The organism is Catelliglobosispora koreensis DSM 44566 (assembly GCF_000379685.1).
Taxonomy (GTDB): Bacteria; Actinomycetota; Actinomycetes; order Mycobacteriales; family Micromonosporaceae; genus Catelliglobosispora; species Catelliglobosispora koreensis.
Genome location: NZ_KB903249.1, coordinates 417,086 through 443,426 on the forward strand (window position 1 = coordinate 417,086; position 26,341 = coordinate 443,426).

Annotated in this window: 29 protein-coding genes and 2 pseudogenes; 13 read left to right on the forward strand and 18 right to left on the reverse strand. The window is 65.2% G+C overall.

All coding sequences use genetic code 11. From position 1 onward, the window contains the following. Positions 1-68: 68 nt before the first annotated feature. Together A3E1_RS0101960 and A3E1_RS0101965 are read right to left on the reverse strand one after the other, a co-directional pair. Positions 69-491, reverse strand: a complete 423-nt coding sequence (locus A3E1_RS0101960) for a CBS domain-containing protein (RefSeq protein ID WP_020519067.1) — start codon at positions 489-491, stop codon at positions 69-71. Between the two features lie 14 nt (positions 492-505). After that, the gene (locus tag A3E1_RS0101965; protein WP_020519068.1) at positions 506-1,333 is read right to left on the reverse strand and encodes a universal stress protein; all 828 of its coding nucleotides are present in this window, start codon (positions 1,331-1,333) and stop codon (positions 506-508) included. Positions 1,334-1,369: 36 nt separating this feature from the next. Here A3E1_RS0101965 and A3E1_RS46825 point away from each other — a divergent pair. After that, a pseudogene (locus A3E1_RS46825) lies at positions 1,370-2,005 on the forward strand (dienelactone hydrolase family protein). Here A3E1_RS46825 and A3E1_RS48215 read toward each other — a convergent pair. The 3 genes from A3E1_RS48215 to A3E1_RS46830 form a co-directional block, all read right to left on the reverse strand. Then, positions 2,002-5,454: a family 16 glycoside hydrolase gene (locus A3E1_RS48215; RefSeq protein WP_040390316.1), complete on the reverse strand. Its 3,453-nt coding sequence runs from the start codon at positions 5,452-5,454 to the stop codon at positions 2,002-2,004. The pseudogene A3E1_RS46825 and the gene A3E1_RS48215 overlap by 4 nt on opposite strands. Before the next feature lie 178 nt (positions 5,455-5,632). Next, positions 5,633-6,499 carry an ATP-grasp domain-containing protein gene (locus A3E1_RS0101980; protein WP_020519072.1) on the reverse strand — a complete coding sequence of 289 codons (867 nt, stop codon included), beginning with the start codon at positions 6,497-6,499 and terminating at the stop codon, positions 5,633-5,635. 51 nt (positions 6,500-6,550) lie between these two features. Next, entirely contained in the window at positions 6,551-6,709 is a 159-nt protein-coding gene (locus A3E1_RS46830; protein ID WP_020519073.1) for a hypothetical protein, read from the reverse strand. A gap of 133 nt (positions 6,710-6,842) precedes the next feature. On the opposite strand from A3E1_RS46830, the gene A3E1_RS0101990 reads away from it, so the two are divergent. Continuing rightward, positions 6,843-7,106 (forward strand): PspC domain-containing protein, encoded by a 264-nt coding sequence (locus tag A3E1_RS0101990; protein ID WP_020519074.1) that lies wholly within the window; start codon positions 6,843-6,845, stop codon positions 7,104-7,106. On the opposite strand, the gene A3E1_RS0101995 is transcribed toward A3E1_RS0101990, so the two are convergent. Continuing rightward, positions 7,060-8,043, reverse strand: coding sequence for a helix-turn-helix transcriptional regulator (locus tag A3E1_RS0101995; RefSeq protein ID WP_020519075.1), 984 nt, complete (start codon positions 8,041-8,043; stop codon positions 7,060-7,062). The genes A3E1_RS0101990 and A3E1_RS0101995 overlap by 47 nt on opposite strands. Positions 8,044-8,111: 68 nt before the next feature. Between A3E1_RS0101995 and A3E1_RS0102000 the strand changes: the two genes are divergently transcribed. Beyond that, the gene (locus tag A3E1_RS0102000; RefSeq protein ID WP_040390428.1) at positions 8,112-9,281 is read left to right on the forward strand and encodes an epoxide hydrolase family protein; all 1,170 of its coding nucleotides are present in this window, start codon (positions 8,112-8,114) and stop codon (positions 9,279-9,281) included. A gap of 46 nt (positions 9,282-9,327) precedes the next feature. On the opposite strand, the gene A3E1_RS0102005 is transcribed toward A3E1_RS0102000, so the two are convergent. Further along, positions 9,328-9,975, reverse strand: coding sequence for a VOC family protein (locus A3E1_RS0102005; protein WP_020519077.1), 648 nt, complete (start codon positions 9,973-9,975; stop codon positions 9,328-9,330). On the opposite strand from A3E1_RS0102005, the gene A3E1_RS0102010 reads away from it, so the two are divergent. Then, positions 9,974-10,999 (forward strand): helix-turn-helix transcriptional regulator, encoded by a 1,026-nt coding sequence (locus A3E1_RS0102010; protein WP_169454355.1) that lies wholly within the window; start codon positions 9,974-9,976, stop codon positions 10,997-10,999. The two genes, A3E1_RS0102005 and A3E1_RS0102010, sit on opposite strands and share 2 nt — an antisense overlap. Here A3E1_RS0102010 and fxsT read toward each other — a convergent pair. The 4 genes from fxsT to A3E1_RS48760 all read right to left on the reverse strand — a co-directional run bounded on the left by fxsT (position 10,986) and on the right by A3E1_RS48760 (position 15,146). Continuing rightward, positions 10,986-13,328, reverse strand: coding sequence for an FxSxx-COOH system tetratricopeptide repeat protein (fxsT, locus tag A3E1_RS0102015; protein ID WP_020519079.1), 2,343 nt, complete (start codon positions 13,326-13,328; stop codon positions 10,986-10,988). The genes A3E1_RS0102010 and fxsT overlap by 14 nt on opposite strands. Positions 13,329-13,335: 7 nt before the next feature. After that, on the reverse strand, positions 13,336-14,055 hold the full coding sequence (locus tag A3E1_RS0102020) for a TerD family protein (protein WP_020519080.1): 720 nt from the start codon (positions 14,053-14,055) through the stop codon (positions 13,336-13,338). Between the two features lie 165 nt (positions 14,056-14,220). Further along, complete coding sequence (locus A3E1_RS0102025) at positions 14,221-14,985, reverse strand: ceramidase domain-containing protein (RefSeq protein ID WP_157631258.1); 765 nt, start codon at positions 14,983-14,985, stop codon at positions 14,221-14,223. Positions 14,986-15,017: 32 nt separating this feature from the next. Further along, positions 15,018-15,146 (reverse strand): hypothetical protein, encoded by a 129-nt coding sequence (locus A3E1_RS48760; RefSeq protein WP_281167349.1) that lies wholly within the window; start codon positions 15,144-15,146, stop codon positions 15,018-15,020. Between the two features lie 120 nt (positions 15,147-15,266). On the opposite strand from A3E1_RS48760, the pseudogene A3E1_RS38450 reads away from it, so the two are divergent. The 3 genes and pseudogenes from A3E1_RS38450 to A3E1_RS0102045 form a co-directional block, all read left to right on the forward strand. After that, positions 15,267-15,731: pseudogene (locus tag A3E1_RS38450) on the forward strand (zinc metalloprotease); the annotation flags it as partial. 97 nt (positions 15,732-15,828) lie between these two features. Further along, on the forward strand, positions 15,829-16,509 hold the full coding sequence (locus tag A3E1_RS0102040) for an arsenate reductase/protein-tyrosine-phosphatase family protein (RefSeq protein WP_020519084.1): 681 nt from the start codon (positions 15,829-15,831) through the stop codon (positions 16,507-16,509). Further along, positions 16,506-17,150, forward strand: coding sequence for an arsenate reductase ArsC (locus tag A3E1_RS0102045; RefSeq protein WP_020519085.1), 645 nt, complete (start codon positions 16,506-16,508; stop codon positions 17,148-17,150). Before A3E1_RS0102040 ends, A3E1_RS0102045 begins: the two co-directional genes overlap by 4 nt. Here the strand turns inward: A3E1_RS0102045 and A3E1_RS0102050 are convergent. The 4 genes from A3E1_RS0102050 to A3E1_RS0102065 form a co-directional block, all read right to left on the reverse strand. Continuing rightward, positions 17,147-17,548 (reverse strand): arsenate reductase ArsC, encoded by a 402-nt coding sequence (locus A3E1_RS0102050; protein WP_026207996.1) that lies wholly within the window; start codon positions 17,546-17,548, stop codon positions 17,147-17,149. The two genes, A3E1_RS0102045 and A3E1_RS0102050, sit on opposite strands and share 4 nt — an antisense overlap. Continuing rightward, positions 17,541-18,245: an aquaporin gene (locus A3E1_RS0102055; RefSeq protein ID WP_020519087.1), complete on the reverse strand. Its 705-nt coding sequence runs from the start codon at positions 18,243-18,245 to the stop codon at positions 17,541-17,543. The genes A3E1_RS0102050 and A3E1_RS0102055 overlap by 8 nt, the downstream gene beginning before the upstream one ends. After that, entirely contained in the window at positions 18,236-18,553 is a 318-nt protein-coding gene (locus tag A3E1_RS0102060; RefSeq protein ID WP_020519088.1) for an ArsR/SmtB family transcription factor, read from the reverse strand. The genes A3E1_RS0102055 and A3E1_RS0102060 overlap by 10 nt, the downstream gene beginning before the upstream one ends. A gap of 65 nt (positions 18,554-18,618) precedes the next feature. Continuing rightward, a complete protein-coding gene (locus A3E1_RS0102065; protein WP_020519089.1) occupies positions 18,619-18,966 on the reverse strand; it encodes an ArsR/SmtB family transcription factor in 348 nt (115 codons plus the stop codon). Between the two features lie 157 nt (positions 18,967-19,123). On the opposite strand from A3E1_RS0102065, the gene A3E1_RS0102070 reads away from it, so the two are divergent. From A3E1_RS0102070 to A3E1_RS38460, 6 genes are read left to right on the forward strand one after another with little or no spacing between them, the layout of a single operon-like run. After that, positions 19,124-19,438 (forward strand): ArsR/SmtB family transcription factor, encoded by a 315-nt coding sequence (locus A3E1_RS0102070; RefSeq protein ID WP_020519090.1) that lies wholly within the window; start codon positions 19,124-19,126, stop codon positions 19,436-19,438. Positions 19,439-19,453: 15 nt separating this feature from the next. Continuing rightward, positions 19,454-20,773 carry an FAD-dependent oxidoreductase gene (locus tag A3E1_RS0102075; protein WP_020519091.1) on the forward strand — a complete coding sequence of 440 codons (1,320 nt, stop codon included), beginning with the start codon at positions 19,454-19,456 and terminating at the stop codon, positions 20,771-20,773. Positions 20,774-20,775: 2 nt separating this feature from the next. Beyond that, positions 20,776-21,990, forward strand: a complete 1,215-nt coding sequence (locus A3E1_RS38455; protein WP_020519092.1) for an MFS transporter — start codon at positions 20,776-20,778, stop codon at positions 21,988-21,990. Between the two features lie 10 nt (positions 21,991-22,000). Then, positions 22,001-22,627, forward strand: a complete 627-nt coding sequence (locus tag A3E1_RS0102085; protein WP_020519093.1) for a DUF6518 family protein — start codon at positions 22,001-22,003, stop codon at positions 22,625-22,627. Positions 22,628-22,663: 36 nt separating this feature from the next. Beyond that, the gene (locus A3E1_RS0102090; protein WP_020519094.1) at positions 22,664-23,095 is read left to right on the forward strand and encodes a hypothetical protein; all 432 of its coding nucleotides are present in this window, start codon (positions 22,664-22,666) and stop codon (positions 23,093-23,095) included. An 18-nt stretch (positions 23,096-23,113) separates the two neighbouring features. Next, a complete protein-coding gene (locus A3E1_RS38460) occupies positions 23,114-23,902 on the forward strand; it encodes a PIG-L deacetylase family protein (protein WP_020519095.1) in 789 nt (262 codons plus the stop codon). Here A3E1_RS38460 and A3E1_RS45850 read toward each other — a convergent pair. The 3 genes from A3E1_RS45850 to A3E1_RS0102115 form a co-directional block, all read right to left on the reverse strand. Beyond that, positions 23,814-24,491, reverse strand: a complete 678-nt coding sequence (locus tag A3E1_RS45850; RefSeq protein ID WP_083929304.1) for a DUF2306 domain-containing protein — start codon at positions 24,489-24,491, stop codon at positions 23,814-23,816. The genes A3E1_RS38460 and A3E1_RS45850 overlap by 89 nt on opposite strands. 79 nt (positions 24,492-24,570) lie before the next feature. Beyond that, the gene (locus A3E1_RS0102110; protein ID WP_020519098.1) at positions 24,571-25,209 is read right to left on the reverse strand and encodes a response regulator; all 639 of its coding nucleotides are present in this window, start codon (positions 25,207-25,209) and stop codon (positions 24,571-24,573) included. After that, positions 25,206-26,312, reverse strand: a complete 1,107-nt coding sequence (locus A3E1_RS0102115; RefSeq protein WP_020519099.1) for a sensor histidine kinase — start codon at positions 26,310-26,312, stop codon at positions 25,206-25,208. The genes A3E1_RS0102110 and A3E1_RS0102115 overlap by 4 nt, the downstream gene beginning before the upstream one ends. Positions 26,313-26,341: the final 29 nt, after the last annotated feature.

Consider the following 26,341-nt stretch of genomic DNA (forward strand, 5'->3'; position numbering starts at 1 on the left):
TATGAGCGCGCTTTCCCTTCTCAGGGAAAGCGCACCTGCTGCGCCGAATGTCATTATTCGACAGCTTTTTAATTGTTAGGCGGGGCGGCTGAGATCTCCGCGAGCGCCGATTGCGGATCTTCCCGGACCGCCAGGTCGCCGATCGACACGATTCCGGCGAGCTTGCCCTTCTCGACGACAGGAAGGCGCCGCAATGCTTTGTCACGCATCAGTTCCACGGCGTGCGCCACCGTGTCAGAGGGGCTGACCTTTACCGGGTCCGGGCTGCAGACCTCACCGGCCGTTGTCGTCTTTGGATCGAGGTTCTTGGCGATAGCGCGCACCACGAGGTCGCGGTCGGTGAGCACTCCGATCAGTTCACCCTTCGCACCGGTGACGAGCACATCGCCGATGTCGTAGTCGGCCATCTTCTTAGCGGCGGCGGCCACCGAGTCCTGACCGGACACGCATACCGGATCCGGCGTCATGACCTCGCTGATGGTGTGTGCCATGGTTTTCTTCCCCCTCATTCGTTGGAATCACTGTGTTGGTGGTGTGCGATGAGGACGGGGCAGCCGGCATGGTGGATGAGGGCGTGGCTGGCCGAGCCGATCAGCAGGCCGGTGAAGCCACCGCGCCCACGGCTGCCCACCACGACGAGGTTGGCGCCTAGGGACCTTTGCACCAGCACCGACGAGGCCGAGCCTTGGGCGACTTCGGCTTCGACATCGATATCTGGGTAGCGGGTCAGCCAGGGCAGCAATTCCCCGTCTAGGAGCTCCTTGGCCCGGGCGCGATCGGCTTCCAGATCGGGGATTTGCGGCATCAGGCCGGTGGGATAAGCCGTGATAGCGCTGATATAGGCGTGTACGGCGGTAATCGCCTTACCCATGCGGCGCGCTTCGGTGAAAGCCAAATCGAGCGCGGCGTGGCTGTGCGGGGTGGCGTCCACACCGACGACGATGCGGTCCCGGCCCTCGCCGGGCACGCTTGGCCTGACAACCGCGACCGGGCAGTGCGCGTGAATCGCTGTGTGCAAGCTGGTTGACCCCAGCAGGAGATCGTGGAAACCGCCATGGCCGCGGTTTCCCACGACGACTAAAGAGGCCGTCGCCGAGGCGTCAATCAGCGCCTCGGCCGGGCTCTCGTTAGCGCTAACTGTCGTGCATGGCAGGCCAGGAAATCGTTCGTGCATTAGGGCTTGCGCCTCTCGCAGAACCTGTACGCCATCATGAGGCGCGGCGTGCAAGATGACGAGCGGAAGGTCGCGGGCCATCGCCGCCTGCGCGGCCCACAGCAACGCGGGCAGTGACGGTGTCGAGCCGTCGGCGCCAACGACTACGGGTGCGGTCACAGTTTAGGCGTACCCACTTATGACTACGCTTATGCCATGGATTTCCAAGCCGACATTGACATTCCGCCACAAGCGCGGGGGTGTGGCGGTTTTCGCCCATGGCAGCGGAAGTTCCCGGCACAGCCCACGCAACCGGATGGTGGCCGAGCGCTTGCAGGAAACCGGTTTCGCCACGGTGCTCGCCGATCTGCTGACCCCCGGCCGAAGATGAAGCCGAATCCATGCGATTCGACATTGATTTATTGGGTACTAGGCTAAGCGCGATCGTGGATTGGATTGGCGCCCAAGGCAATCTCATGCGGCTGCCACTGGGCTTGTTTGGCGCCAGCACGGGAGCCGCGGCGGCACTCAAGGCGGCGGCGAGCCGGCCTTGACAGGGTGCGAACGGTGGTTTCCCGTGGCGGCAGACCGGATCTGGCCGGAGCGCAGCTGCGGCACGTGGCGGTCTCCGTGCTGCTGATCGTGGGCGGAAACGACGAGCCTGTCATTGAGCTCAACCGCGAGGCGGCTGCCGTTCTCGGCCCGCTGTGCCAGATCGAAATCGTGCCCGGGGCGACGCATTTGTTCAGCGAGCCAGGTGCGCTGGAAACGGTGGCAATGCTTGCCGTGGCCTGGTTTGAGCGGGCTGTGGGCCCGTCGGCTGCGACGGGCCCACAGGAATCACGGGGTTAGCTCAGCGGCTCCACCCAAATGTTGCGGTAGAACAGGTTGGCGCCCGGGTCGCCATGGTCTTGCAGGCGAATGGGACCGGTCCCTGGACCCTCTGACGCGCCGCCGCCAGTCGAGCCGTCGATAACCGCGTTGTTGTGGACGGTCACGCCGTTCCAAACCACCGTGACGCGTGCGTTTTCCGTCTTGACTCCCGAAGCGTTGAAGCGTGCCGCCCGGAAGGTGATGTCGTAGGTCTGCCACGTTTCCGGGGCAGTCGCGGCATTGACCGCTGGCGTGAGCTTCAAATAGATGGAGCCACACTCGTTGTTGGCCAGTGTGGTGTCACCCCAAGAATCCAGCACCTGCAGTTCATACCGGTCTTGCAGATAGATGCCGCTGTTGGCGCGGGCTTGACCCGTCACGTCGGGCGGCAGGTTAGGCAGCCAGAACTCCACGTGCAAACGGAAGTCACCGAAGCTGAGTTTGCTGCGGATGTCACCGCCGATGACCTCCATGCCACCGTTGCCTAGCGGCCAGGTGGCGGGGCTGCCGTTGGTGTGCTCCCACTGGTTGGTGTTGGTGCCATCAAAGAGGATGACGCGGCCAGGGTTCTGGCCACCCGTCCCGTGGACTTCGAACTCGTAAATGCGTGCCGCCCCATCCGTGGTGCTGGTTGGGGTGGTGATGTTCAGCCTGGCATAGCGCGCTTGGGTCGCGGTTATGTCATGCGTTGTCGTGCTCGCGGTGTTGCCGCTGACGGTGGCGACCGTCGTCCAGGCCGTGCCGTTGGTGCTCACCTGGATGTTGAAAGCGCTTGTGTTCCAAGCGGTGTTCTCGCCACCGGCGCCAGCGTGCTTGACGACGAACCGGCTGACATCGTGGTTCTGGCCCAGGTCGACCTGCAGGAACTTCGTGGCCGCGGTGGTGCAGAACTTGTCGGTGTTGCCGCCGGTGACACTGCCGTTGAACGCCTTGTCGGGGCCTTCACTGGCGTTGCACGCGGCAGAGCCGCTCCCGGGCTTGCCCAGGGCAAGGTTGCTGATGGGTGCGGTCGTGGCTCCGTACACCTCGAATTCGTAGATTCGGGCCGCGGCGTTGCCGTTGCTGGTCGGTGTGGTGATGTTGAGCCGCGCATACCTTGCCTGCGCGGTGGTGATGTCGTGCGTCGTGGTGCTGGCGGTGTTGCCCGTGACATTGGTGACCGTGGTCCACGAGGTGCCGTTGGTGCTGACTTGAATGTTGAAGGCACTCGTGTTCCAGCCGGTCTGCTCACCACCGGCGCCAGCGTGCTTGACGACGAAGCGGTTGACGTTTTGCGTCGCGCCCAGGTCGACCTGCATCCACTTTGTCGTGCCGAGTGAGCACCACTTGTCGGTGTTGCCGCCGGTAACGCTGCCGTTGACAGCCTTGTCCGGCCCTTCAGTGGCCGCGCAGGAACTGTCCGCTGTGGCCGGACGGCCCAGAGCGAGGTTGGTGCTGGACTGCTGTCCCGGGATGGCGTTCAGTGTGTACCACGCCTCGGTGCTCCACAGTGACTGTCCGTTCGTCGCGCTGAACGGGCGCGGAGAACGCACGTGAACGACCCGTCCCGCCTTGAGCCCGTTGATGACGAGCGTGACCTTCTTGCCGTCGGCTGACAGGGACGCCGACGACACGGCAAGGGTTTCCTCGTCGAGCTTCGGGCCGCCGTAGGCCGCGGTGGGCTGATAGCGCCACTGCTTCACGCGGTACTTCGTCGCGAGTGCCGTTGCCGTGGTCGCCGACAGCGGCTGGGTGTATTCGATTTCGAACCCGTTGGGCAGAGCGCGCATGGCGAGCATGTCGAAGTTGTTGCTGCCATTGGGACTGATCTTCTGCAAGCCGAAGCTGAGCTTGCCCTCCTGGCCCCAGTTGCCGCCGCCGTGCAGGCCGCCAACGTAAAGTGCGCCGTCTGGGCCCAGACTGACTTCGGTGACGCCCATTTCCAGTCCTTGCGTCATCCGGAAGAGCGCGCCCTGGTACTCGCCGTTGATCTTCTCTAGGTAGGCCCGTTGAAGACCGCCATAGGTGACGTCACCGATGACCATCTGTCCCGCGAACGGCCCCTGGTTGAGCATGACCGGAGTGCTTGGCGAGTTGGCGATTTCGTTCTGCGGCATCCACAGGACCGGCTGAGTGACCGGCTGGCCGTCAAACGGTCCGGCCGGGTTCATGTAGTGGTTGAAGAACCGGCCTTGCTTGACATGGACCAATTTGGACGATGGCAGCCAGCCGCCTTGGTTGTCGGTGACGAAGATGCCGTTTTCCGGGCCAAACCCGATGCCGTGCGGGGTGCGCAGGCCACCAGCCATATAGGTCACCGCACCGGTGTTGCGGTCCACCTTGATCGTGGTGCCGCGGTTGGGTGCTGGCTGTGGGTCTGTCGTCGCCCCACCGTAGTTAATGGACACTGACAGGTTGAGGTAGAAGAACCCTGCCTCATAAAGCAGCCCGAAGCCGAACTCGTGGAAGTTCTGCCCGAAGGGCCAAGTGGCGACCGTGCGCGGATTGTCGGCGACGCCGTCACCGTTGGTGTCATTGAGTTCCGTGAGCTGATGCTTCTCCGACACGTAGATCTTGCCGTCGACGATCTTCAAGCCCATCGGCTCTCGCAGCGCACTGGCGAATCTCGTCCGGGTGACCTGACCCGGGCTGGTGTTTCCGGTGACGTTGCCCAGAATCCAGACCTCGCCGGCGGTGTTGAGTGACCCGCCCCAAGTCGCCACGGCCAGACGGCCGTCAGGGAACCAGTCGAAACCGGTGACCTGCGGCTCGAACCCGGTGGGGCGCAAGTTGGTCAGCGTGTAGTTGGGGTGCACCGCGGTTAGCGGCAGGCCGTCGCCGGGTGCGTCGCCGCTGGCCTCGCACTCCTTCTTGCCCGGTGCGGTAACCCGCACGACGCCCGCGTCGGTGCTGAGCACCGAGTTGGGAACGTTGACGAACGCCGTCGCGCCGGGTGGCTGCCATTGCAGCGTGATCTGCTGGCCGCCGTCGCGCTCGAAGTGCTCGATGCGCAGGGAGTGGTACCCGGTGGTGAGGTTGATCGTGCCGTCTTTCGGGGTGGGGCCGTGCAGCCCGTCGTGGTCGATGACCACGCCGTCATCGATGATTAGCCGGGAGCCATCGTCGCTGATGAGGCGGAACGCGTAGCTGCCCGCCTGCGAGATGTTGATGTTGCCGATGACGTGGGCGAGGAAGAAGTTGTCAAAGCCGAAGTCGGACACGGCCGACCAGTTGATCACCGGCATGAGCTTGTCGACGTTCGGCGTTTGCCCCGACTTGAGGGTGCACAGGTTGTTCAGCGGGACTTGAAGGTCAAACACCCGCAGGGTGACACCCGGCTCTTGCGGCGGGGGAGCCGCGGCCGCGCCGGTGGGCGCGATCCATGCGCCTGCGGCGGCAAGGACGGAAGCGAGCGTGACAGCCAACGCTCGCCGGGACGGTACAGGCACTTATTCCTCCAGGGGTGAGCGGACAACGTTGTCTCGCCGACGCCAAAGAGGACCGCGAAGCGCACGGCGTGCTTGGCACCACGGGACAACGATGTTGGGGATCCGTGATTTGCCCGGCACGCCGATACCTGGCGACCGCCACCCTACGATTCAAATGTTTGGTTGTCTAGATGTTTGACTACGTCGTTCTGTGTGCCCATTGTTCCAACAGGACAGTGGCGTCACCGCTGGCCGGAAAGTCACTGACCTGACCGTCTCCGACCTCCACCACACGCCACTGCCCGTCGTCGCGCAGGGCAATATCGGTGGTGATGAAGCGGCAGCCTAAAGCTGCTACCGAGGGTGCGATCGCCGTGAGATCCGGAGTGATCTCCACTGCCGGAGTATCAGGATGCGCCGTCGTCAGCACGGGCGCCCCGTCGATCCACCAAACCCGCGCTTCCTCGGCGCGTGGGTAGTTTTCAAAGCGGCGTAACACTATTCCGCCATTGAGCCCGTCGTCTTGCAGCTCCACCATCCGTGCGACAACCGCCGTTGCGGTGGCTAGGTCGCTGATTTCGGGGATATAGCAGGCTTGTGCCCACTCGTGCTTACGTGACTTGACGAAATCCTTTGCCACGGCTGGACCCGGGCCGAGAGCGTCCGCGAGTGCGGCGACGTCTTTTTCAGACGGAACAGCCCTGGGTTCCCATGCGCACCACGCGCTAGCGGGCGTGAGGTCCCGGAACGTGTCGAACCAGCCCGGCAACTCATGCGCGGCACGATACTGCCGCGGCGACACCCGAAGCGGCGCTTCACGTTGGGTCAACGCGGACACAAGCTCCACATAGGACGGAGAGGGAATCATCCAGCCGCGGTACCACCACGGGCCACTTTCCCGGGGTACCCGCCGGACCGCTGCCGCCACCTCGCCCGTGAGAAGCACGTCGTGGTCGATCAGGGCGACCTGCCCACCAAGCTCCCGCACGATCGACGCTTGTGCGGCGAAATGTGGGTCGGTTTTCGAAGGGGCGAGGGGGTCGGCGCAAAACAGGACGCGAAGCATGGCCAGAGGGTAATAAAAAGCGGCCCGCGAGGCGGACCGCTTTTCGCGCCCTTAGATGGACTTGGAGATGTCCACTTCACCATCTGAGTTGGTGTCGAGCTCCATCAGATCGGCCTTGCCGTCGCCGTCGGTGTCGAACGTCCGGACATCGGCCACGCCATCGCCGTCTGTATCGAACGCTACGACCTCAGTGCGCTCGTCGTCGCTCACAGGTTTCTCCTTCGCGGAAAAGTTTGGTTGCTAGCGGCAACTGTGACCAACCAGGTCGCACAAGTCAATCTCAGGGTTTGGCCAGGGTCTGTCCCTGAGGCCGCTTACGCCAAATGAGCGCACCGTTGAGGACATGAACAGCATCCACGAGAACTTCCAGAATCAAGGCCTGGTGCGCCCGCGCGAGGGAAGGCTGCTGGCCGGCGTCGTCGCTGGCCTAGGGCGGCGCTTCGGAATCGACCCGTGGCCGGCCCGGCTGCTCTTCGTTCTGCTGCTCCTGCTCATTCCGGGCAGCCAGATCCTCATCTACCCGATCCTGTGGATCCTGATGCCGGCTGAGAAGACGGCGGTCATCCCGGTTGCCCCGGCGCCGGCTGACCCGACCCCGGCTGTCTGACGTAGCGCTCCGATAGCTCCCGGAAGTAGTTCGCTAGTTCCGGGGCTTCGGCCTCATCAAAGGTAAACCCGGCTTCGAGCATCCCTAGGTGCAATGCCAGCATCTGCGGTGAGTCGGAGCCGGCTTCGATGACGCACGAGTGCTCGTCCAGCGGTTCGATGGGCACGTTCTTCAGGCGCTGGGCGACATATTCAGCCGGGGCGAAAACCGTTACCCGGGCGCGATAACGCCATGTCACTGTGGCGAACGCGAAGGCGAGCCGCTCGGCGACCTCCTCATCGGACAGTGGACGTGGGGCGAAACGCGGCCCGGTGGGGCGATGTATGTCCATGCGGTCGACGCGAAACGTGCGCCAGCCGTCCTTTTCCGGATCCCACGCCAGCAGATACCACCGGCGGCCGGCGTTCACGAGACGGTGTGGCTCAACGACACGCACGCCCGACTGTCCGCCGTGCGTAAGGTAACCGAACCGCAGCCGTTCGTGATCCTGGCAGGCCGTGGCGATGACCGTCAGGGTGTCAGCGTCGATAACCGGGCCGTTTCCCGGAAGCGTCACCATCGTCTTGGCCAGCAGACTGACGCGATGACGCAAGCGGGACGGCAGAATCCGCTCCAGTTTGGACAAAGCCTGTACTGAGCTGTCCTCGATGCCGGACACCGATCCTCCGGCAGCGGTCCGCAATCCGATCGCCACCGCGACAGCTTCGTCGTCATCGAGCAGAAGCGGCGGCAAGGCGGCTCCGATGCCGAGCCGGTAACCGCCGCCGACCCCGGCGACCGCTTCGACGGGATAGCCGAGGGTGCGCAGCCGCTCCACGTCGTTGCGGACCGTCCGTGTGGTGACTGCCAGCCGTGAGGCCAGCTCAGGACCGGTCCAGTCGCGCCGGGCCTGCAGCAGCGAGAGCAAGCGCAGCAGCCGTGCCGAGGTTTCCAACATTTCTTCATTCTCGCCGATAAAAGCGGAACGAACCTTTCCGCTATTCGGTTTAGCGTTGGGGCATGACGATGAAGCCGTTCCGGATGGAAATCCCGCAAGCCGACCTCGACGACCTTCGCTCACGGCTGACCGCCGCCCGCTGGCCCGCCCAGACCGGCCCTGACGACTGGAGCCGTGGTGTCCCGGTCAGCTACCTCAAGCCGCTGGCCGGCTACTGGATGGACGGTTTCGACTGGCGGGCACAGGAGGCCAAGCTCAACGAGATCCCGCAGTTCCTGACTGAGATCGACGGGCAGACGATCCACTTCTTCCACGCCCGCTCGGCCGAGCCGAACGCGATGCCGATCATCCTGACGCACGGCTGGCCCAGCTCGCCGGCCGAGTTCGCCGAGCTTGTTGGCCCGCTGACAGATCCTGTCGCCCACGGCGGTGCCGCGGCCGACGCATTCCACGTCATCGCGCCGTCCCTGCCCGGCTATGGATTCTCGACACCCTTGTCCAGCAACGGTTTCAGCTTGTTCGGCGTGGCCCAGATGTGGGCGAAGCTGATGAGCGAGCTGGGCTATGAGCGTTATGCCGTTCAGGGCACCGACGTGGGATCGGGAGTGGCAGGCATGCTGGCCATGCTTGACGCACAACATGTCGCGGGAGTTCATCTTTCCGGAACCAGCGCTGGTACGCCCTTCGGCCCGCCCCTGGACGTGGACCAGTTCGAAGGCACCGACCGGGCCCGGGCCGAGCAGTTCAACAAGTTCCGCGAGGACGGCATCGGCTATCTCGCGATCCAGTCCACCCGCCCGCAAACGCTGGCCTATGCGCTAAACGACTCCCCGATCGGCCAGCTCGCGTGGATCAGCGAGAAGTTCCGCGAGTGGTCACATGAGGAGATCGATCGCGACCAGCTGCTGACGAACGTCAGCCTCTACTGGTTCACCGGATCCGGGGCGTCGACCGCGCACGCCGTTTATGACGGCATGCAGGCGTGGAAAGCCTTTGCGGCACAACAGAACCACGGCGGCGACGAGCAGTGGCAGGGCGAGCAGTGGCAGGGCGAGCAGGCCGGTCCGCCCACGGGAGTGTCGGTCTTCGCGGCGGACAACACCATCCGTGCCCTGATGGACCCGGCCGGCAAAATCGGTCACTGGACCGAGCACGACAAAGGCGGCCACTTCGCGGCGATGGAAGTGCCAGACCTGCTGATCGCCGACATCCGGGCTTTCTTCGGCCCACTTCGCTAACCACATGAGCTGTGGGCCCGGAACGTTTCCGGGCCCACAAAAGCTTTTACTCCGGCCGTTGCCACGTGCAGACGCAGGCCTCGTTGCCTTCCGCGTCGGCGAGCACCCACCAGTGCGGCGCTTGCTCGTCGCTCACGAGCCGCCCGCCGGCCGCGAGGGCCGCCTTCACGCGGGCTTCGGCCTGATCGTGGGCTACCCACACATCGAAGTGGACCCGGTTGCGCTGCTCGCGCGGAGCGTCCATCTGCTGAAAGTAGGTCAGTGGCCCGCGCCGTTTGGCATCGATCAGGTCATCGGGGCAATCGCCCCGATCCTCGTAGCCGAACACGGCACGCCAGAACGGCAGCACCTCCGGGATGACGAGCGCGTCGATGCAAACCTGGATGTTTTGCACCGCGGCCGGGTCAGCCCTGAGGCCGTGCTTTCGCGCGAGTTCCGAAATCTGCTGAGCCGTCTCGACGTCCTGGGCGGTCAAGCCGTAGAACCCCTCGCCAACGTTGATCAGACGGACCGTCACGCTGTCTCGCCGGACATCGATATCAGGACTGGCTAGCTCGCTGATGGCGTGCGCGAACCGGGTGCCCTCGGAAAATGAGGCAGGCCGGAAGACGGCACACACTCCGTCGCCGATGACCCGCCAGTCGTCGACTCCGGCGCTGTCGTGGAACTGCCGGGGAGAAATCTTTTCTGCCATGCGGCGAGTATTACCCGAGTTCCCGACATCCTCTGTCGTATATAGCGGCGATCATGGTCTCGTGCGCGCTTCCCGGATGATGTCGCTCCTGCTGCACCTGCAAGTGCGTGGGCAGGCCAGCGGAAAAGACCTGGCCAGGCAGCTGGAGGTCAGTGAGCGGACCGTTCAGCGCGACGTTGACGCTCTCGTGGCGGCTGGCGTGCCGGTCCGTTCGGCTCGGGGGCCTGCTGGCGGCTATAGCCTTGATGGCGGCTATCGCACCCGGCTGACCGGAGTAGGGCTCGATGAGGCCGGTGCGCTGGCCTTTCTCGGCCTTTCCGGCCCAGCTCAGCAGCTCGGCCTGGGCGAGGTGCTCGAAGGCGCCCGGATCAAGGTTTGGGCCAGCCTGACCAGCGAGGCACGCAAGCGGGCGGGTGACGCCGCGGCCCGATTCCACCTCGACCCCATGCGGTGGTACGGGACACCCGAGCCCGTGCCCTGCTTGTCGCAGCTTGCCGAAGCCGTGTGGAGGGACCGCCGGGTGCGCATGACCTATGTCCGCGACGGACAGTCAGCCTTGCGCGACGTGGAGCCGATGGGTCTCGTGCTCGCGGGCGGCGACTGGTATCTCATCGCCTTCCGTGATGGGCGACGGCGCACCTATCGCATTTCCCGGGTGACCGCTGTGGAGCTTCTCGACGAACCCGTGCGCCGTCCCGCCGGGTTCGACTTGGCTCAGTCGTGGTTGGACACACGCGCCGAGCTAGAGCGGGAGCAGACCGCCGTCGAGGTGACGTTGCGCATCGCGGCAAGTGCCTTACCTCGCCTGCGGAAAATGGTGCCCGTGCACGGACAGGACGCCATTCCCGTCTCGGTCACGGGAGAAGCCGAGATCACGGTTGCGTTCGAAAGCGAAGTCTGGGCACGCGAAGCCATCCTCAGCTTTGGTTCCGCGGCAGAAGTGCTGAGCCCTCTTGCCATGCGGGAACGCATCGCCGCGGAGCTGAAGGCCACCAGTGCGCGTTATGGCGTTAGCGGCGCCTAGCGCCCCGTGGCCGTTTGCGGCGCGCTGGCCGGACACTTTCTTCGATCTGTTTGGCTTCCTGCCCTTTCCCTAGCGCGCGAAGCACTTTGGCCAGGCGTCTGGCGGATTCGGCGACGTCGGGGTGGTGATTGGACAGAACAGCCCTGCGTTTGGCGAGGATTTCGCGCTGGAGCCGTTCGGCGGTAACCAAATCACCCTCCTCATAGCCGACTTCGGCGAGGTTGCTGCCGGTCGTCAGGGTGTCGGGATGGTCCTTGCCGAGCTCGTGCTGGCGCACCGAATAGCACTCCTCAAGCAGCCGGCGCGCGGCACCGAGGTCGTCTAGGGCAAGCAGATCCAGGGCCAGATTGTGCTGAGAGGTCAGCGTGTGTGGATGCACTCGCCCGAGCAAACGATAGCGGGCCGCCCAAACTTGTTCGTTGATTTCCTTCGCGCGCTCGAAGTCGCCCTCGGCGCGCAGGTCCAAGGCCAAGTCACTCGCGGACGTCAGAGTGTCGGGATGGTCTTTACCCAGCACGCGCTGACGCTGTTTCCAAATAGTCTCGTCCAGTGCGCGGGCAGCCGCGTAATCCTCAAGCTGATAGCGGCAGGCGGCCAGTTTGACGCCCGCGTTCATCGTGTCCGGATGGTCCGTGCCAAGGGTTTCCGCCAGCTCGTCATACAGCGCGACGGCTGTCAGGTCGGCGGAGCGGACGTCCCCGGCGGACAGGAGATACCAGACGGCGGCGCTAGCCATGTTGCGCAGCAACGGATTAGCGCTGCGCGCCGGCCGCAGGGCGAGCAAGTGTGGCATCAGCTGGCGCCAGCGGACCCAAAGCCGGGGATTGCTGCCGTCGTCGGGTTGTGCCGCCGAGACGATGTTTTCGGCGACCGTACTCACGGCGCGGCGCTCGGACTGGTCCATGCCGTCGGCGATCACCGAGCGCGTGAGCCGGTGCAGCTGAAGTTGTCGTGATCCAGGCGAAGCGGGAAAGGCGAGGCCCACCGTGCGGACGGCTTCGGCGCAAGTGGACAGTGCGGCGGCAGTGTTGAGGGCGGCCAGCGCCGGCGGCAACGCCTTGCGGGCTGAGCCGGTGAACAAGTCCAGCGGAACGGGTTCGGGCCCAAGAAGCGCACAAACCCTTGCCAGCTCCCAAGCGGCCGGATTCTCCTGCGCTAGGCGGCGAAGCGAAGCTTCCACGGCCTGCGCCAGGGAAGTGCCATAACTCCCCGGCCCGGCCAGCTGCATCGCCTTCTGTGGATGGCTCATCAGCAGCAGCTGATAGTCGTCAACGGGCATCTTCGACCCAGCCAGGACGCCCACGGCCTGAGCGATCGCGAGCGGGAGATTCCCAAGCTGGCCCGCGAGCGTGCCTGCTTGCGCCTCGGTCAGCGCGCCCACGCCGTTGCGCAGCATCTCGACGGACTCAGCCCGGGTGAACGGCCCGATGTTCACGGTCTGGCCAACATCGCGCCAGTTGGCGTCACGTGACGTGATCAGGATGTGCCCACCGCCGGAGGGCAGTGAGTCTTGCAGTTGGTCGGCTGACCCGGCGTTGTCAAAGACGATGAGCCAGCGGCTGTTCTCGCGCAGGGCGGCGCGAAGCCGGTCGACGGCTTCCGGAATCGGTGTCTCAGGGCTCGCGACGCCAGCATCGACCGCGAACGCGCTCAACTGGCCGTCAACGAGTTCCGGGCGCTCAGCGTCCACCCACCACACCTGGTCGTAGTCGCTGCGGTAACGGTGCACGAACTCGGTCGCGACCTGAGTCTTGCCGACCCCGCCCAGACCATGCAGCGCCTGCACGACAGTCCGGTCACCGGCTTGCAACTGCCGCCGGATGAGCTCCAGCTCATGTGAGCGCCCGGTAAACGCGGCGTTCCTCGGCGGAGCCGAAAACGCTTGTCCCAGCACGGGTTTGGCGGTGCGCTCGGCGCGCCACATCCCGACGCGCTCGACGGCGTGCATGAGCGCCCGCACGGTCGCGACCTCAGACAGCCCGAAGACGTCGGCGTAAAGCACAGGCCGGAAGATCGTTGGTATCTCGTCGAAAGGCTCAATCCGTAGCGGGATTAGCCGGTCGTCGCCGTCGGGACGAGACCACCACGCCCGCAACTCCTGTTTGGAGTATTTGTTTTCAAAGTAGACCCGCGAATAGAGCGCGACCATCCAGTCAGACTCGTCCAGCGCTTCCTCCATGCGCTGGACCCAGTTCTCCCCGCGCCGCCAATGGCGGTCAACGATCACGCGGTAGCCGGCGCCTTCCAGCCTTTCGGTTACCCAGTCGGCCCAGTCATCGTCCGGCCCGGCGTGCGAAATGAAGATGTCGTATTTTCGTGATCCAGCCACGGCGGCCTTAGACGAACTTCACGCCGAACAGATCGCCCGCTTCGATCAGGCTGGTTATTCCCTCGCCGCTCTCCACGAAAATCCACTCGTCGGCACCGGCCGGGTGAGCCCTTCGGATGAGCTTGCCGACGATCACCGCGCGGTGCCCGTCGCCGTAGTCGGCGTCGAGTTCATGGCGGGCGAACTCCCGCGTCGACCCGTCGGGCAGCACCTCAGAGAAGGTCACCAAGCCGTCGACGACGTCGGCGAACTTGTGCTCGACAGCGCCGGTCTGGATGTAGGCGACAAAGACCACCTTGGCGATCTCATCAACGACCAGGGGCAGGTCAGCGATGATCGTCTCATCCAGACTGCCCGAGCCGTGGGGACGGCGGCCCTGGCGGAACAGGGAAAGATCCTTGGATCTGATCCAGGCGTGGTGCACCGAGTAGTAGGGGTCGTGGCGGGGAACCGTGCCATTCTCGTCGACCATGAAAGCGGCGAGGTGGAAGAGCAGGTCGTCGGGTGACTTGTGGGCGTCGTAGGTGAGGCGTGCCTCCACTTTGGACGTTAGACCGGGCTCGTCAGCACGAAACGCCACGTTGATGCCGGTCTCATCGATGCCACCGGGGGAGTGCACGTGGTAGGCGGGCTCTGCGGGCACCCGGCTCGTTGGCGGGCCGGGCCGGCGAGATCCCGCCGTCGTCTTCCCCTGCCTCGTGGAATCACCGTTGCGGTCGGTCGGCATGTGCGCTCCATCCGTGTGTTGGCGTAGCTCCGGCTCCGAACCAGCCCACCACTGCACGAACCTGTTCCACATTAGCCACCCCAGCAGGCGAGTTCCGACCAATCACGGTACTGGACGAGCGCAACCGTCGATATAGACGATCGTGCCCGCATGTGGGCTGTCAGGTCAGGCCGCGGCCTTTTCGCTGTCGTAATAGTGGTAGAGCAGGTAAGCCGCGAGGGCACAGAGCAGGTGCCAGATCGCGTGTCCCTGCACGAAGGAGTGCGGCGCGCACAGCCAGTCCTTGGTGGCGTTCCAGATCGCGAACGCGACGAGAAGAGCGCCCAGCGAGGCGAAGGCGAAGCCGCGTGCCGAGGACGTTTCTCCCCGCCTCATGATGAGCGCTTCGAGGACGGTCGCCGCAAGAAGCAAAAGGCCAAAGGCGGCGTTACCTGAGTACCCCACGATGGGTATGTTGTTGCTCCAAAGGCCAGCGAGTTCGCAGAACGCTATGCCGACAACGAATAGTGCCGCGAACAGGGGCCACCCGCCGCGGAACCAGCGCTTCGCGGCGTAGGCGAAGATGAACGATGCCACCAGGTACATGCTGAGCATGTCGAGATGGCCACCGTTGGCGGATTGGGTGGCGTGCATCGCGGCGCTGGCCGGTCCTAATAGGACGACCACGCAGGCGTAGAATGTGGCCATCCGGCCCAGCCTGGCGCGGGCGCCGGCATGCCACGCGATCAGCAGCCCGGCGGCGACGAAACCGGCGTTGCTAAACGTGTTGGCTGGCTGGCGGACCAGCGCGTCGCGGGCGGCCTCACAGAAGTTCGCGCCGCGGCCCACGTCGGGGCCGAGCCAGCCTTGCCACACCGCGAGCGCCAGCAAAGCACAGGACACGACAGCGGTGGCTGCGGTGATGACGATCGGGGTGAGGTTACGCCGCATGGGCGTCACGCTACTGCGGCGCTTGGCGTCTGTCAGGAGTCCAAAAGGGACTTCATTCGCTTGGCGATCATCGCCGTCGCCCGCTGGGGCATGAGGCGCGAGAGCCGGTCGAGCAAACGGGCGTCACCTCCGATGCGCACGCGATAGCTTCCTTTCTCCACCGCCTCAACGATCTGCCGGCCGGCGTCAGCAGGAGTGGTCAGCTTCGGCTAGGCCCCGCCGGACTTGGCCTTGCGGTTGCCCATGCTGTCACCGGAGTTGGCCATGATGTTGGTGCCGATGAGTGCACCATGAAAAATTCTTTGCGGGTGGGCAATGCCAGCATGCTGAACATCTATAGCGCTAACGCCAGCGGTGGTTTGCTGGGCTGGGCGACGTTCCTGTCGAGCTATGGCGCCAGCCCGAGGATGGATGGGGTAGTGGTGCTCGCTGAGTCGCTACCCGGCGGCACCGCCTCGCCTTACAACCTTGGTGACACTGGTGCTCACGAGGTGGGCCACTGGCTCGGGCTCTACCACACCTTCCAGGGTGGCTGCGGTGTCAGCGGCGACTACGCCGCGGACACACCGGCTGAGTCGAGCCCCGCCTTCGGCTGCTCCGTCGGCCGCAACACGTGTGCCGCCTTGGGAAGCGACCCGATCCGCAATTTCATCGACTACACCGATGACGCGTGCATGCACGTCTTCACCCTCGGCCAGACGACCCGCATGGTGACGGCCTGGACCGCCTACCGGGCAGTGCGCTAGGTATGGCGAAGCTGGCTGGCCTCACGTGGCACTGAGGCCAGCCAGCCGGCGATTGTTCACTTGACGGCCCGTCACTTGCTCAGTAAATATTGACTCAATGAACACTGAGCTTTCTCTGGAGACACGGGCACGTGTGCACGCTGCTCTGGGCGATCCCGTGCGGCTCGCGATCGCGGACGCGCTCGCGGTCGGCGACGCCTCGCCGGGCGAGATCGCCGCCGGCCTCGGCCTGCCTTCCAACCTGATCGCCCATCACCTCAACGTTCTGGCTGAAGCGGGAGTGGCGGAGCGGACACGGTCAGAGGCTGACCGCCGCCGCACCTATGTGCGCCTGCTCCCACAAGCACTAGCCGCTCTGCGCACGCCGGCCCTGGCGACCCCGCGTCGCGTGGTTTTCGTCTGCACGCGCAACTCGGCCCGCTCTCAGCTCGCCGCGGCGTTGTGGGCCAGGCATAGCACCGTTCCGGCCGCATCCGCGGGCACCGATCCGGCGCCACGGGTGCACCCACGGGCGGTGCGAACGGCCAAAAAGCATGGGCTGCAACTCGATCCGGTCCATACGTCCCACGTCGATGACGTAACCCAAGCCGGTGACCTCGTCATCGCCGTGTGCGATCACGCCCACGAGAACCTGCCCACGGACGTGGTCCGGTTGCACTGGTCCGTCCCCGATCCCGTTCCCGCCAATACAGACGACGCATTCGAAACGGCATACGCCGATCTCGCCGCCCGCGTTGAGCGGCTCACCCCAGCCATCCCTGCCAAGGAGCGGTCATGAGCACATACACCGAACTTTCCATCGATCAGCAGCTCGCGTTGCGGACAGCGGCGGCGAAACTGGCCGATGACTTCGCAGGCATCTACGGACCGGAAACCATCGAGCGGTTCCTGCACTCCAGTTACGACCAGTTCGCGACCCAGTCGAGCATCGCCCAATTCCTGCCCCTGCTAGCCGAACGCTTTGCCCGGCAACGTCTGCACGCACTGGCCAAAGTGGAAGGAAAGCGTAACGACGGTAAGCCCGTGGCGCTTTTCCTTTGCGTCCACAACGCGGGCCGCTCACAGATGGCCCTGGGTTTCTTCCAGCACCTGGCTGGAGACCGGGCCGTTGGCTGGTCCGGCGGTTCCGAACCGGGGCTGTCCGTCAATCCTGCCGCGATAGAGGCGATGGCGGAACGGGGCATCGACATCACGGGTGAATACCCAAAGCCGTGGACGGACGAGGTAGTGCGCGCCGCCGATGTCATTATCACCATGGGCTGCGGCGACGCCTGCCCGATCTTCCCCGGAATCCGTTATGAGAACTGGGATTTGGACGACCCAGCTGGACAAGACGTCACACACGTGCGCCCGATCCGTGACGAGATCGAACGCCGCGTAAGGCAGCTTCTCAGCGAACTCAACGTCCCAGCCGCTTAAGCGGGAAGGAGTTCCTTGACTAGCTTCTCGACGCGCTGACGGATTTCGTCGCGGACCGTGCGCACGACCTCGATCGGCTGGCCAGCCGGGTCGGTGAGAACCCAGTCCTCATAACGCTTTCCGGGGAAATAGGGGCACGCGTCGCCACAGCCCATCGTCACGATGACGTCGGATTCCTGTGCCGTCTCGTATTCGAGCTTCTGCGGAATGTTGCCGGTGATGTCGATGCCGACTTCGGCCATCGCCTCGACGGCGACCGGGTTGATGGACTCCTTGGGCGCCGATCCGGCTGACAGGACCCGGACCTTGTCTCCGGCCAGCTGCCGCAGCCAGCCGGCCGCCATCTGCGAGCGGCCAGCGTTGTGGACACACACGAAGAGCACCGTTGGTTTAGACATGCTGAGGCTCGCTTTCTACGGCCGTGGGATAGAACACGGCGATGAGGCCGATCGCGGCGATCATGCCAATAGCTTGGGCGGCAACGAATCCGGGCACGCTGGCGGGAGCTATCCCGGCATAAGTGTCGGTGAAGGCCCGGCCAATGGTCACCGCGGGATTGGCGAATGATGTGCTTGACGTGAACCAGTAAGCCGCACCGATATACGCACCAACGGCGGCGGGGATGACCGCGGCTCGCCCGTTGCGGAGCAAACTCACGATGACGACCAGAAGCCCAGTGGTAGCAACGATTTCGGCCAGCCAGAGGCTGGAGCCATCGCGAGCCGTCTGTGACCATGAGACGGCTGACAGCCCGAACATGAGGTTGGCCAGCACGGCACCGCTTATCGCACCCGCGGTCTGGGCCACGGCATAGACGCCAACTTCGCGCAAAGTCAGTCCTGTGCGGCTGCTGCGCCCCAGCCACCAGTCCACAAGGGACACCACCGGGTTGAAATGCGCGCCCGAAACCGGCCCGAAGACAGCGATGAGGACGGCGAGCCCGAAGACGGTGGCCGTTGAGTTGGCGAGCAGTTGGACCGCGCCATCTGGGGAAAGCTTGTGCGCCATGATGCCGGACCCGACGACCACGGTGACCAGGCTTGCGGTGCCGGTGAACTCGGCCGCGGCACGCCGCCACAGGGCGATCATGCGCACTCGCGATAGATGTCAGCGTTAGCCCTGGCGGCTTCGGCGAGCGCGGAAAGTTGTGCCGCGGCTTGGCCGAGCAGCTCATGATTGAGGCGGTAGAAGGTGAACCTGCCGCGATTCTCGCCCTTGATCAGGCCAGCCTGGCGCAGCACCCGCACGTGGTTAGACACGTTGGGCTGCTTCAGCTCCAGGTCTTCGACGAGGTGGCACACACACGCTGGCCCCTGGGCCAGGACGCGCACGATCTGGGCGCGGACCGGATCGGCCAGCAAGCCCGCGAGCATGGACACATCATTGTCAGCTGATATCAGCACGGTGTGATGCTACGAGGAGCCCGAGCGGTCGCCGCAAGGGTGTGGCAGACAAGTTCACCAGGTGTTCACGTGCTTAGAACGGCAGCCAGGGCGCGCATCGCGTCAGGCATCGGCCGGTACCAGACCCAGGTGCCGCGGCGGTCGCCTTCGATGAGCCCGGCTTCCCGCAGGACCTTGAGGTGATGCGAAATCGTCGGCCCAGACACGTCAAAAGCGGGGGTCAGGTCGCACACGCAGGCCTCGCCTCCCGCGGCGGAGGTGATCATCGACAGCAGCCGCAGGCGGATCGGGTCACCCAGCGCTTTGAACATGGGCGCCAGCGTTTCGGCCTGCCCGGAGTCAAGGGCGGCGGCCGCGAGCGGCTCGCAGCAGGCGCCGGTCGAGGTGTCCAGGACCACAAGCTGTTTCGACATGCCTCTAGGTTGACAGATATCTAAACAGGGTGCAAGCTAGGTCCTGCACATCTGATTAGACAATCATCTAGACAGCGGAGGCGTCATGACTAGACAGGGATGTTGTAACTAGGGTTAAATCGTCTATCGGCGATTAACGATGATGTTGGAGTGAAACGTGGAGCTGCTCGACCGGGCCAGTGCCCAGGAGTACGCGTCGTGGTTCAGGGCGCTGGCGGATCCGTCGCGGGTGCAGCTCGTCGAGCTGCTGGCTCGCACAGGTGCACCCATGAGCGTCGGCGAGATCGTCGCCGTCATGGGCCTCGCTCAGTCCACGGTCTCGCAACACCTGAAGATCCTGGCCGACGTGCGCTTCGTGCTGTCCGAACCGGACGGCAACGCCCGCCGCTACCGGATCAACAAAAACTGCATCAGTTGTTTTCCCAGTGCCGCTGACCTTGTCATGGGCAGACCGGCGCCCCCCAAAATCTAAAAGGAGATTTCTGCCGTGAGCACCACATCAGGACTTCCCGTCGCCATCATCGGGGCCGGTCCGGTCGGGATGGCCGCCGCCGCTCAGCTTGCCGCCCGTCACCTCGACTTCGTTGTGCTGGAAGCTGGTGACCGCATCGCCTCTTCCATCGCCGAGTGGGGACACGTGCGGCTGTTTAGCCCCTGGCAATACAACACCGACGCCGCGGCCCGGGCGCTCCTCGAGGCCACCGGCTGGACGGCGCCAGACCCGCAACACCTTCCGACCGGCGACGACCTCATCGCTGATTATCTCGCGCCGCTGGCCGCGCACCCGGCCATCGCACCACATATTCGTTACCGCACCACGGTTTCCGCGATCGCCCGGCAGGGCTTTGACAAAGTGCGCACCGCCGGCCGGGAAGAGGCACCGTTCCTCCTGCGCCTGTCCGACGGCAGCGAAATACTGGCCCGCGCGGTTATCGACGCCTCAGGGACGTGGCGCACGGCGAATCCGCTGGGCGGCAACGGTCTTGAGGCTCACGGCGAGACCGAAGCCCGCCTGGACAACCGGATCTTCGACGGCATGCCTGACGTTTTGGGTAATCTGCGGAACGCGTTCGCCGGTAAGACAGTCGCTGTCGTGGGAGCGGGTCACTCAGCCACTGGCACGTTGCTCACGTTGGCCGAGCTGGCCACACAGGAGCCGGGAACCGAGGTGCACTGGGTGGTGCGGGCGCCAAACCCTTCGCGTGCCTATGGCGGTGGCGCCGCCGACGCGCTGCCCGCCCGGGGATCGATTGGCACACACGTCAAGGCGCTCGTCGAAAGCGGCAAGGTGACCGTCCACACTGGATTCTTCGTGCACGAGGTCACGGGCGACAGTCTGGTATCGGCCGATGGGCAGAAGGTTCCCGCTGATGTCATCGTCAACGCGACCGGTGCCCGGCCCGACCACGCGGTGGCCAGCGAGCTGCGTCTCGACCTGGACCCCATCCTGGGCTCGACGCGCGCACTGGCACCGCTGATCGACCCGAACAAGCATTCCTGCGGCACGGTTCCGCCCCACGGAGCCGACGAGCTTGCCCATCCTGAGCCGGGCTTCTACGTTGTCGGGGCCAAGTCCTATGGCCGGGCGCCAACGTTCCTGCTGGCAACCGGATACGAGCAGGCACGGTCCGTTGTCGCCGCGATTGACGGCGATTGGGAGGCGGCCCGCGACGTCCAGCTCGAACTGCCCGAGACCGGAGTGTGCTCGTCCAGCAACGCACAGGGTCTCGCGACCGGTGTCCAAGGTGGACTGCTCTCCCTGCCGCTCGTTAGCGCGACGGCTAGCGGCAGCGCCTGCTGCGGCTAACGATGACCGCCACCCTCATTCCGGCCGCCGGCTCGCCAGCTGGCGGCCGGTCATCGTCGCCGCGCGTCTTGATCGCCGTGCTCGCCATCACCCAGACCGTCGGATACGGCGTGGTCTTCTACGCCTTTCCCGTCCTCCTCACACCGATCGCCCGCGACCTTGGCCTGAGCACCGCGGCGGTGACCGGCGCCCTGACCGCCGCGATCGTGGCGGCCGCGGCGGCATCCATCCCCGTTGGACGCTGGCTCGACCGGCACGGCGGCCGGACCTTGCTGACCGTGGGTTCCCTCTGCGCCGCACTGCTCGTGCTGGCGTGGTCGCAGGTCACCACTGCCTGGCAGCTCTATGCGGTGTTCACGTTGCTGGGTCTTGCCGGGGCCACGATGCTTTATGAGGCGGCCTTTCCCGTCATCGTCGCCGCGACCGCTCCGCAGCGGCGTGACAAAGCATTGCTTGCCGTCACCATCGTCGCGGGCTTCGCCTCAAGCATCTTCTTTCCGTTAACGGGACTGCTGCTGGAACGCTTCGGCTGGCGCACCGCCTTGATGATCCTGGCCGCGCTGCTCGCGGTGGTAACCGTGCCCGCGCATTTCCTGGCCGTTCCGGGACGGCGGGAACACCGAACCCGGCTGGCCGCTGCTGCACCTGGCGCCGGGGTCGGCGAAGCATTGCGGGACAAGACTTTTTGGCTTCTCGCCGCCGCTTTTGTGGTGCATGCCGCGGCGATAAACGCCGTGGGCGTCTTGCTCGTGACCTATCTGCGGCAGGCGGGGCACGCGGCTACGGTCGCCGCGACGCTAGCGGGCCTGCTCGGCATCCTGTCGGTCACCGGGCGGGTCGTGCTGACGGGACTGTCCAAACGCCACGGTATGGCCACCATCACCGCCGTCGTGTTTGGCGTGCAGGCCGTGGGCGCGGCGGCATTGCCGTTTCTTGGCCGCAGCGTCGCCGGTGCGGCGGCCTGTGTTGTCGCTTTCGGCCTCGGTTTCGGGGTGGCGACCATCGCCCGGCCCGCGCTGCTAGCGGCCCGCTACGGCACGACCCGTTATGCCACGATCGCCGGGGTGATGACCGTGCCGGTGACCCTCGGCAAGGCCGGCGCCCCACTGGCAGCGGCCGCGGTGGCGCCCAACGTGTTCGTGATGGTTAGCGCGATCGCCTGTGCGGCGAGTGCGCTGTTGCTGCTAGGGGCATCGAGGAAAAGCACATCGCGATAGGGTGGCTCGCATGCCTAAGCCCAGCCGCATTCTCCTCGTCGCTGCCTTGGCCGGTCTTCTGCTCGGTCCGCTGGATCTGATCGCCCAGCGGGAATTGCCCTATCCGTGGGCCAACCTGGCCAACTCCAGCGCGGTCTGGGCCATCGCGGCCTTCGCCGTCGGCCGGTGGGTGGGGCGGCAACGCTTTTGGCCCGCGCTAGCGGCGGTGATCTGCCTGCTGGTCGCTGTTGAGAGCTATTACGCGGCCGCGTCACTGATTCAAAACGACAGCTGGGAAAACCTTTGGGGCGAAGCGACGCTGCTGTGGCTGGGCTTTGGTGCACTCGCCGGGGTCATCTTTGGTACTGCCGGCGCGTGGTCACGTGACGGCGAAGGTGTCCTGCGCCACGTGAGCCAGGCCGTGCCGAGTGCGGTTCTGCTCGCCGAGGCGGCGGTGCTGTGGCAGCGCAGCGGGAATCACGACGGCAGCTATCGCACGGACAGCCTGCAAACCGCCGCGATCAATGCTGTGCTGGCGATCCTGGTGCTGTTTTGGGTCAGCCGTGGGGTACGGGAACGTGGCCTGGCGCTGCTCGCTGCCGTACCCCTTGGCGTTATTGGGTTTGGTGCTTTCGCTCTGGCTGGTTTCGGGGCTTGACCTAGTGCGGCGGTCAGGCACCGCTAAACTCTGCGCATGCCTGGGTACGGGTTCGAGCCGGTGCTGGTGGAAAACGATTGGTACGACGGGCCACGCAGCGGGCTTGCCTACGTCTGGGGCAAGGTTTGTTACTTCCAGTGCGTGCGCGGCTACTCCCGGCCAGGAGATGCTGTCGATGAGTTTCACGTGTGGCCTGCCAGTGAGGAAGCGGTGGCCTGGGAACAGGAGCAGTGGGCCATCTTCACCGACTGGAACGATGAATTCGAAGCTGGAACCACCACTGTCCAAACGCATCCCGCTCGTGGCGGCATCAACGGCCGCTACGACCAGCTGCAACGGTTGCTGGCCCCACACCGGGTGCCGCCACCAAACGCCCGCAGAGCCTTCGCCGAGTTGCGGTTCATGGAAGTGGACAAGCGGTTTCATCGCGACGGCCCTGACTACGAATGCCAGTGGTTAGCGCTCTGAAAAGCTACGATCTCGCGAATGGGAACCCTCGTTTGTGTCATGGCGCATCCTGACGATGACGCCTATGGCATCGCCGGCAGCGTCGCTCTGCTAAGGGATGACCCCGCGTTCCGGTTCGTGATGGTGCATGCCACCGACGGTGGTGCGGGAGACATCCGCGAAGGTTTCCCGGCCACGCGCGAAACCCTTGGCGCGGTGCGCCGTGGCGAAACCGCGGCGGCCTGGCGTGCCGTGGGCCGGGTGCCTGACCGGCATGAGTGGCTCGGCTATCCCGACGGTGAACTGGCTAACGTGTCCTTTGAGGAGCTATCCGGGCGGGTCGAGGCGATCCTCGCCGAAGAGCGAGCCACTGTGGTCCCGACGTTTGGCCCCGACGGCATCTTCGGCCACCCGGATCACATCACCATTGGTGCCGCGACCGATGCGGCGTTTCTCCGGCTGGTGGAAAGAGGACAGTCCAGCCTCAAACGGCTGTGCCACGGGATTATCCCGGAATCGGTGTTCAGCCGGTGGAACAGCCAGCGTCTCAAGATGGGCCTGCGACCGTTTGACCCCACCGCGATGTACCACATGCGTGGTGTGCCCGACGAGGAAGTCGACATCACCATCGACACGTCGCCGGTGTCCAAACGGGTGGTGGCTGGCTTGCTGGAGCATCGAAGCCAGCACCATGTCATCATCGACGACCCGACAGATGTTGAGCGGTGGGAACGGATCGTCACCCGGGAATGGTGGTCGATCGCGTGGCCGGATTACGAAGGGCCGATGCTCGCCGGTTTGTTCGAAGCCTTGCCGGACGGCGAATGATCCACTCCGCCACGGCGATGTTGATGAGCCAGCCGGCCCCCATGGCATAGGTGCGAAGCCCGGTGATCGTCTGCTGCCCCGTGACGAACGCCAGCGGCAGGTGGGTGAAGACCTGCGTTCCCGCGCCCAGCCCGATGGCGTAGGCGCGAATCATCCAGGCGCGGTGAGTCTGGATGTCGCGGCGGCGGATCGCTATGACGGCAAGGACAATCCCGGCCGCCATCGCTGAGCCGAAGATCAGGCGCATGACGTTGACGGCCATGCTGTCGGTGGCGGGCAAGGCATAGAAAACAGTCATCCATATGCCCGAAAGAGCGGCCAGCAGTCCACAGGGGACAAGTACCCGGCCCGCCGCGCGGTGCCAGCCTGGTCTGCGGCGGCGGAAATCGGGCGCGAACTGGAACGCTCCGAGCAGGCTGTAGATGGTGACGCTGACGATGTGCACGACTATCGGCACGGGCGAGCCGACGAACCGGGCGTTGGCCTCAGTCACGTCAGGGCCACCGGCCAACTCGGCGACGCGCACCGCGCCGAAGATGATGGGCACGGCGCCCAAGGCGAGTAAGGAGAAGGGGATGAGCCGTTTCATACCCGTAATCGTCGCCGTGGCAACGGTTTAGCGGATCGCTCCACAGGCTCAAGGCTTCTCGTGCTTAAGCACTAGCGTTTTAGGCCTTTTTGACGCGGTTCGTTTCGTAGGCCCACATCGCGATCTCGACCCTGTTGCGGGCGCCGAGTTTGGCCATGAGGTTGGCGACGTGTGTCTTCACCGTGCTGAGGCTGATGTATAGCTCGGCGGCGATTTCGCTGTTGGTCTTGCCGCGCGCGGTGGCCAGCAGCACCTGTTCTTCGCGGTCCGTTAGCGGTTCGATGGGCTGTTTCGGGGGCGAGCCGGAGGCGAAGGCCTTTAGCAGCCGCACGGTGATGTTCGGCGCGATCAGCGCGTCGCCGTTGGCCGCGGCGTGTATCGCCTGGGACAGCAGCTGTGGTCCAGCATCCTTGAGCAGGAAGCCGCGAGCCCCTGCCTGCAACGCTCCGTAGACATATTCGTCGAGGTCGAAGGTCGTGATGATGACGACGGCTATCCCGGTGCCGGCCAGCTGGCGGGTGGCCTCAATGCCGTCCATGCCTGGCATGCGGATGTCGAACAGGCACACGTCGGGACGCAGCCGCCGGGCGAGGCTGACGGCTTCGCGGCCATCGGCAGCCTCGCCAACGACTTCGATGCCCGGCTGGACGTTGAGGATCATCGTCAGTCCGGTTCGGACGATCTCCTGATCGTCGGCGACCACCACGCGGATGCTCATGTGGGCAGCACGACGTCGACGGTCCAGCCTTTGGCGGGGCCGGGACCGGCCGTTAACGTGCCGCCGAGCAAGGTGGCGCGTTCGGTCATGCCAATCAGCCCGTACCCAGGCTTCGCCTGCTCTGAGCTGGCACCGTTGTCGCTGACGCGCAGCCGCACGGTGGTCTCGTTAGCGGTGACGCTCACCTCGATACGGGTGGCGTGCCTGGCGTGCCGCCGCGCGTTCGTCACCGATTCCTGGGCCAGACGGTAGATCGCGGTGCCAATAGCGCTGGGCACGTTGTCCACGTCGCCGGAGATCGTGACCTCGACGGACGGTCCGCTGCCGGCCTCAAGCTGGAGCAGGTCGCTTACACGGGGGCTGGGCCGCAATGCCGCGCCCTCGTCCTGGCGCAGCACATGAACCAGGGCACGCATTTCAGCGAGGGCTTGTGATGCCTCGGATTCGATGAGGCGCAACGCTTTCGCGGCACTGTCCGGATCGGACGCCGCGACCGCGAGACCGGCCTGGGCGCGGATCGCCATCGCGGACACATGATGGGCGACGGTGTCGTGCAGGTCGCGGGCGAGGCGTTCGCGCTCCAGAAGCCGGGCCTGATCCAGCTCACGCGCGCGTGCCTTGGCCCGGTAGCGCAAAGCCATAGCCAGGGCCGACACGGCGAACAGAACGCCGGCGCCGCCCACGGTGTCGCTGAGCGGCACGTGCCCAAAGGCCAATGACAGAGCCATTTTCACGACAACGATCGCGGTGCCGAGCACGATCTGCCGCCCGGATCCCCAGCGGTACAACGCGAAAGGCAGGAGCAGCACGAAAACCAGCGAGCCCAGTTGCGGCTGCTCGCCTCCCGTGACAAACGGGGCAAGACCGGTCACGGTGAAGGCTGCCGCCACCATCAGCAGGGGATAGCGCCGCCGCCACACCACGGCCGGGACGGCGAGGAGCGCCAGCGCGAGGCACACACCCCGCCAGGGCAGCCCGGGCCGTAACGTCACCTCTAGTACGGCGGCAACCGCGAGCACGCCGCCGAGCGCGAAGTCACGCCAGCCTGTGGCCGGGTAGGGCGGGCGGGGCTCATCCCAGAGGGAATGCCAGGTGGCGTGCACACAGCCATCCTACGAACCGGGCTGTCCTG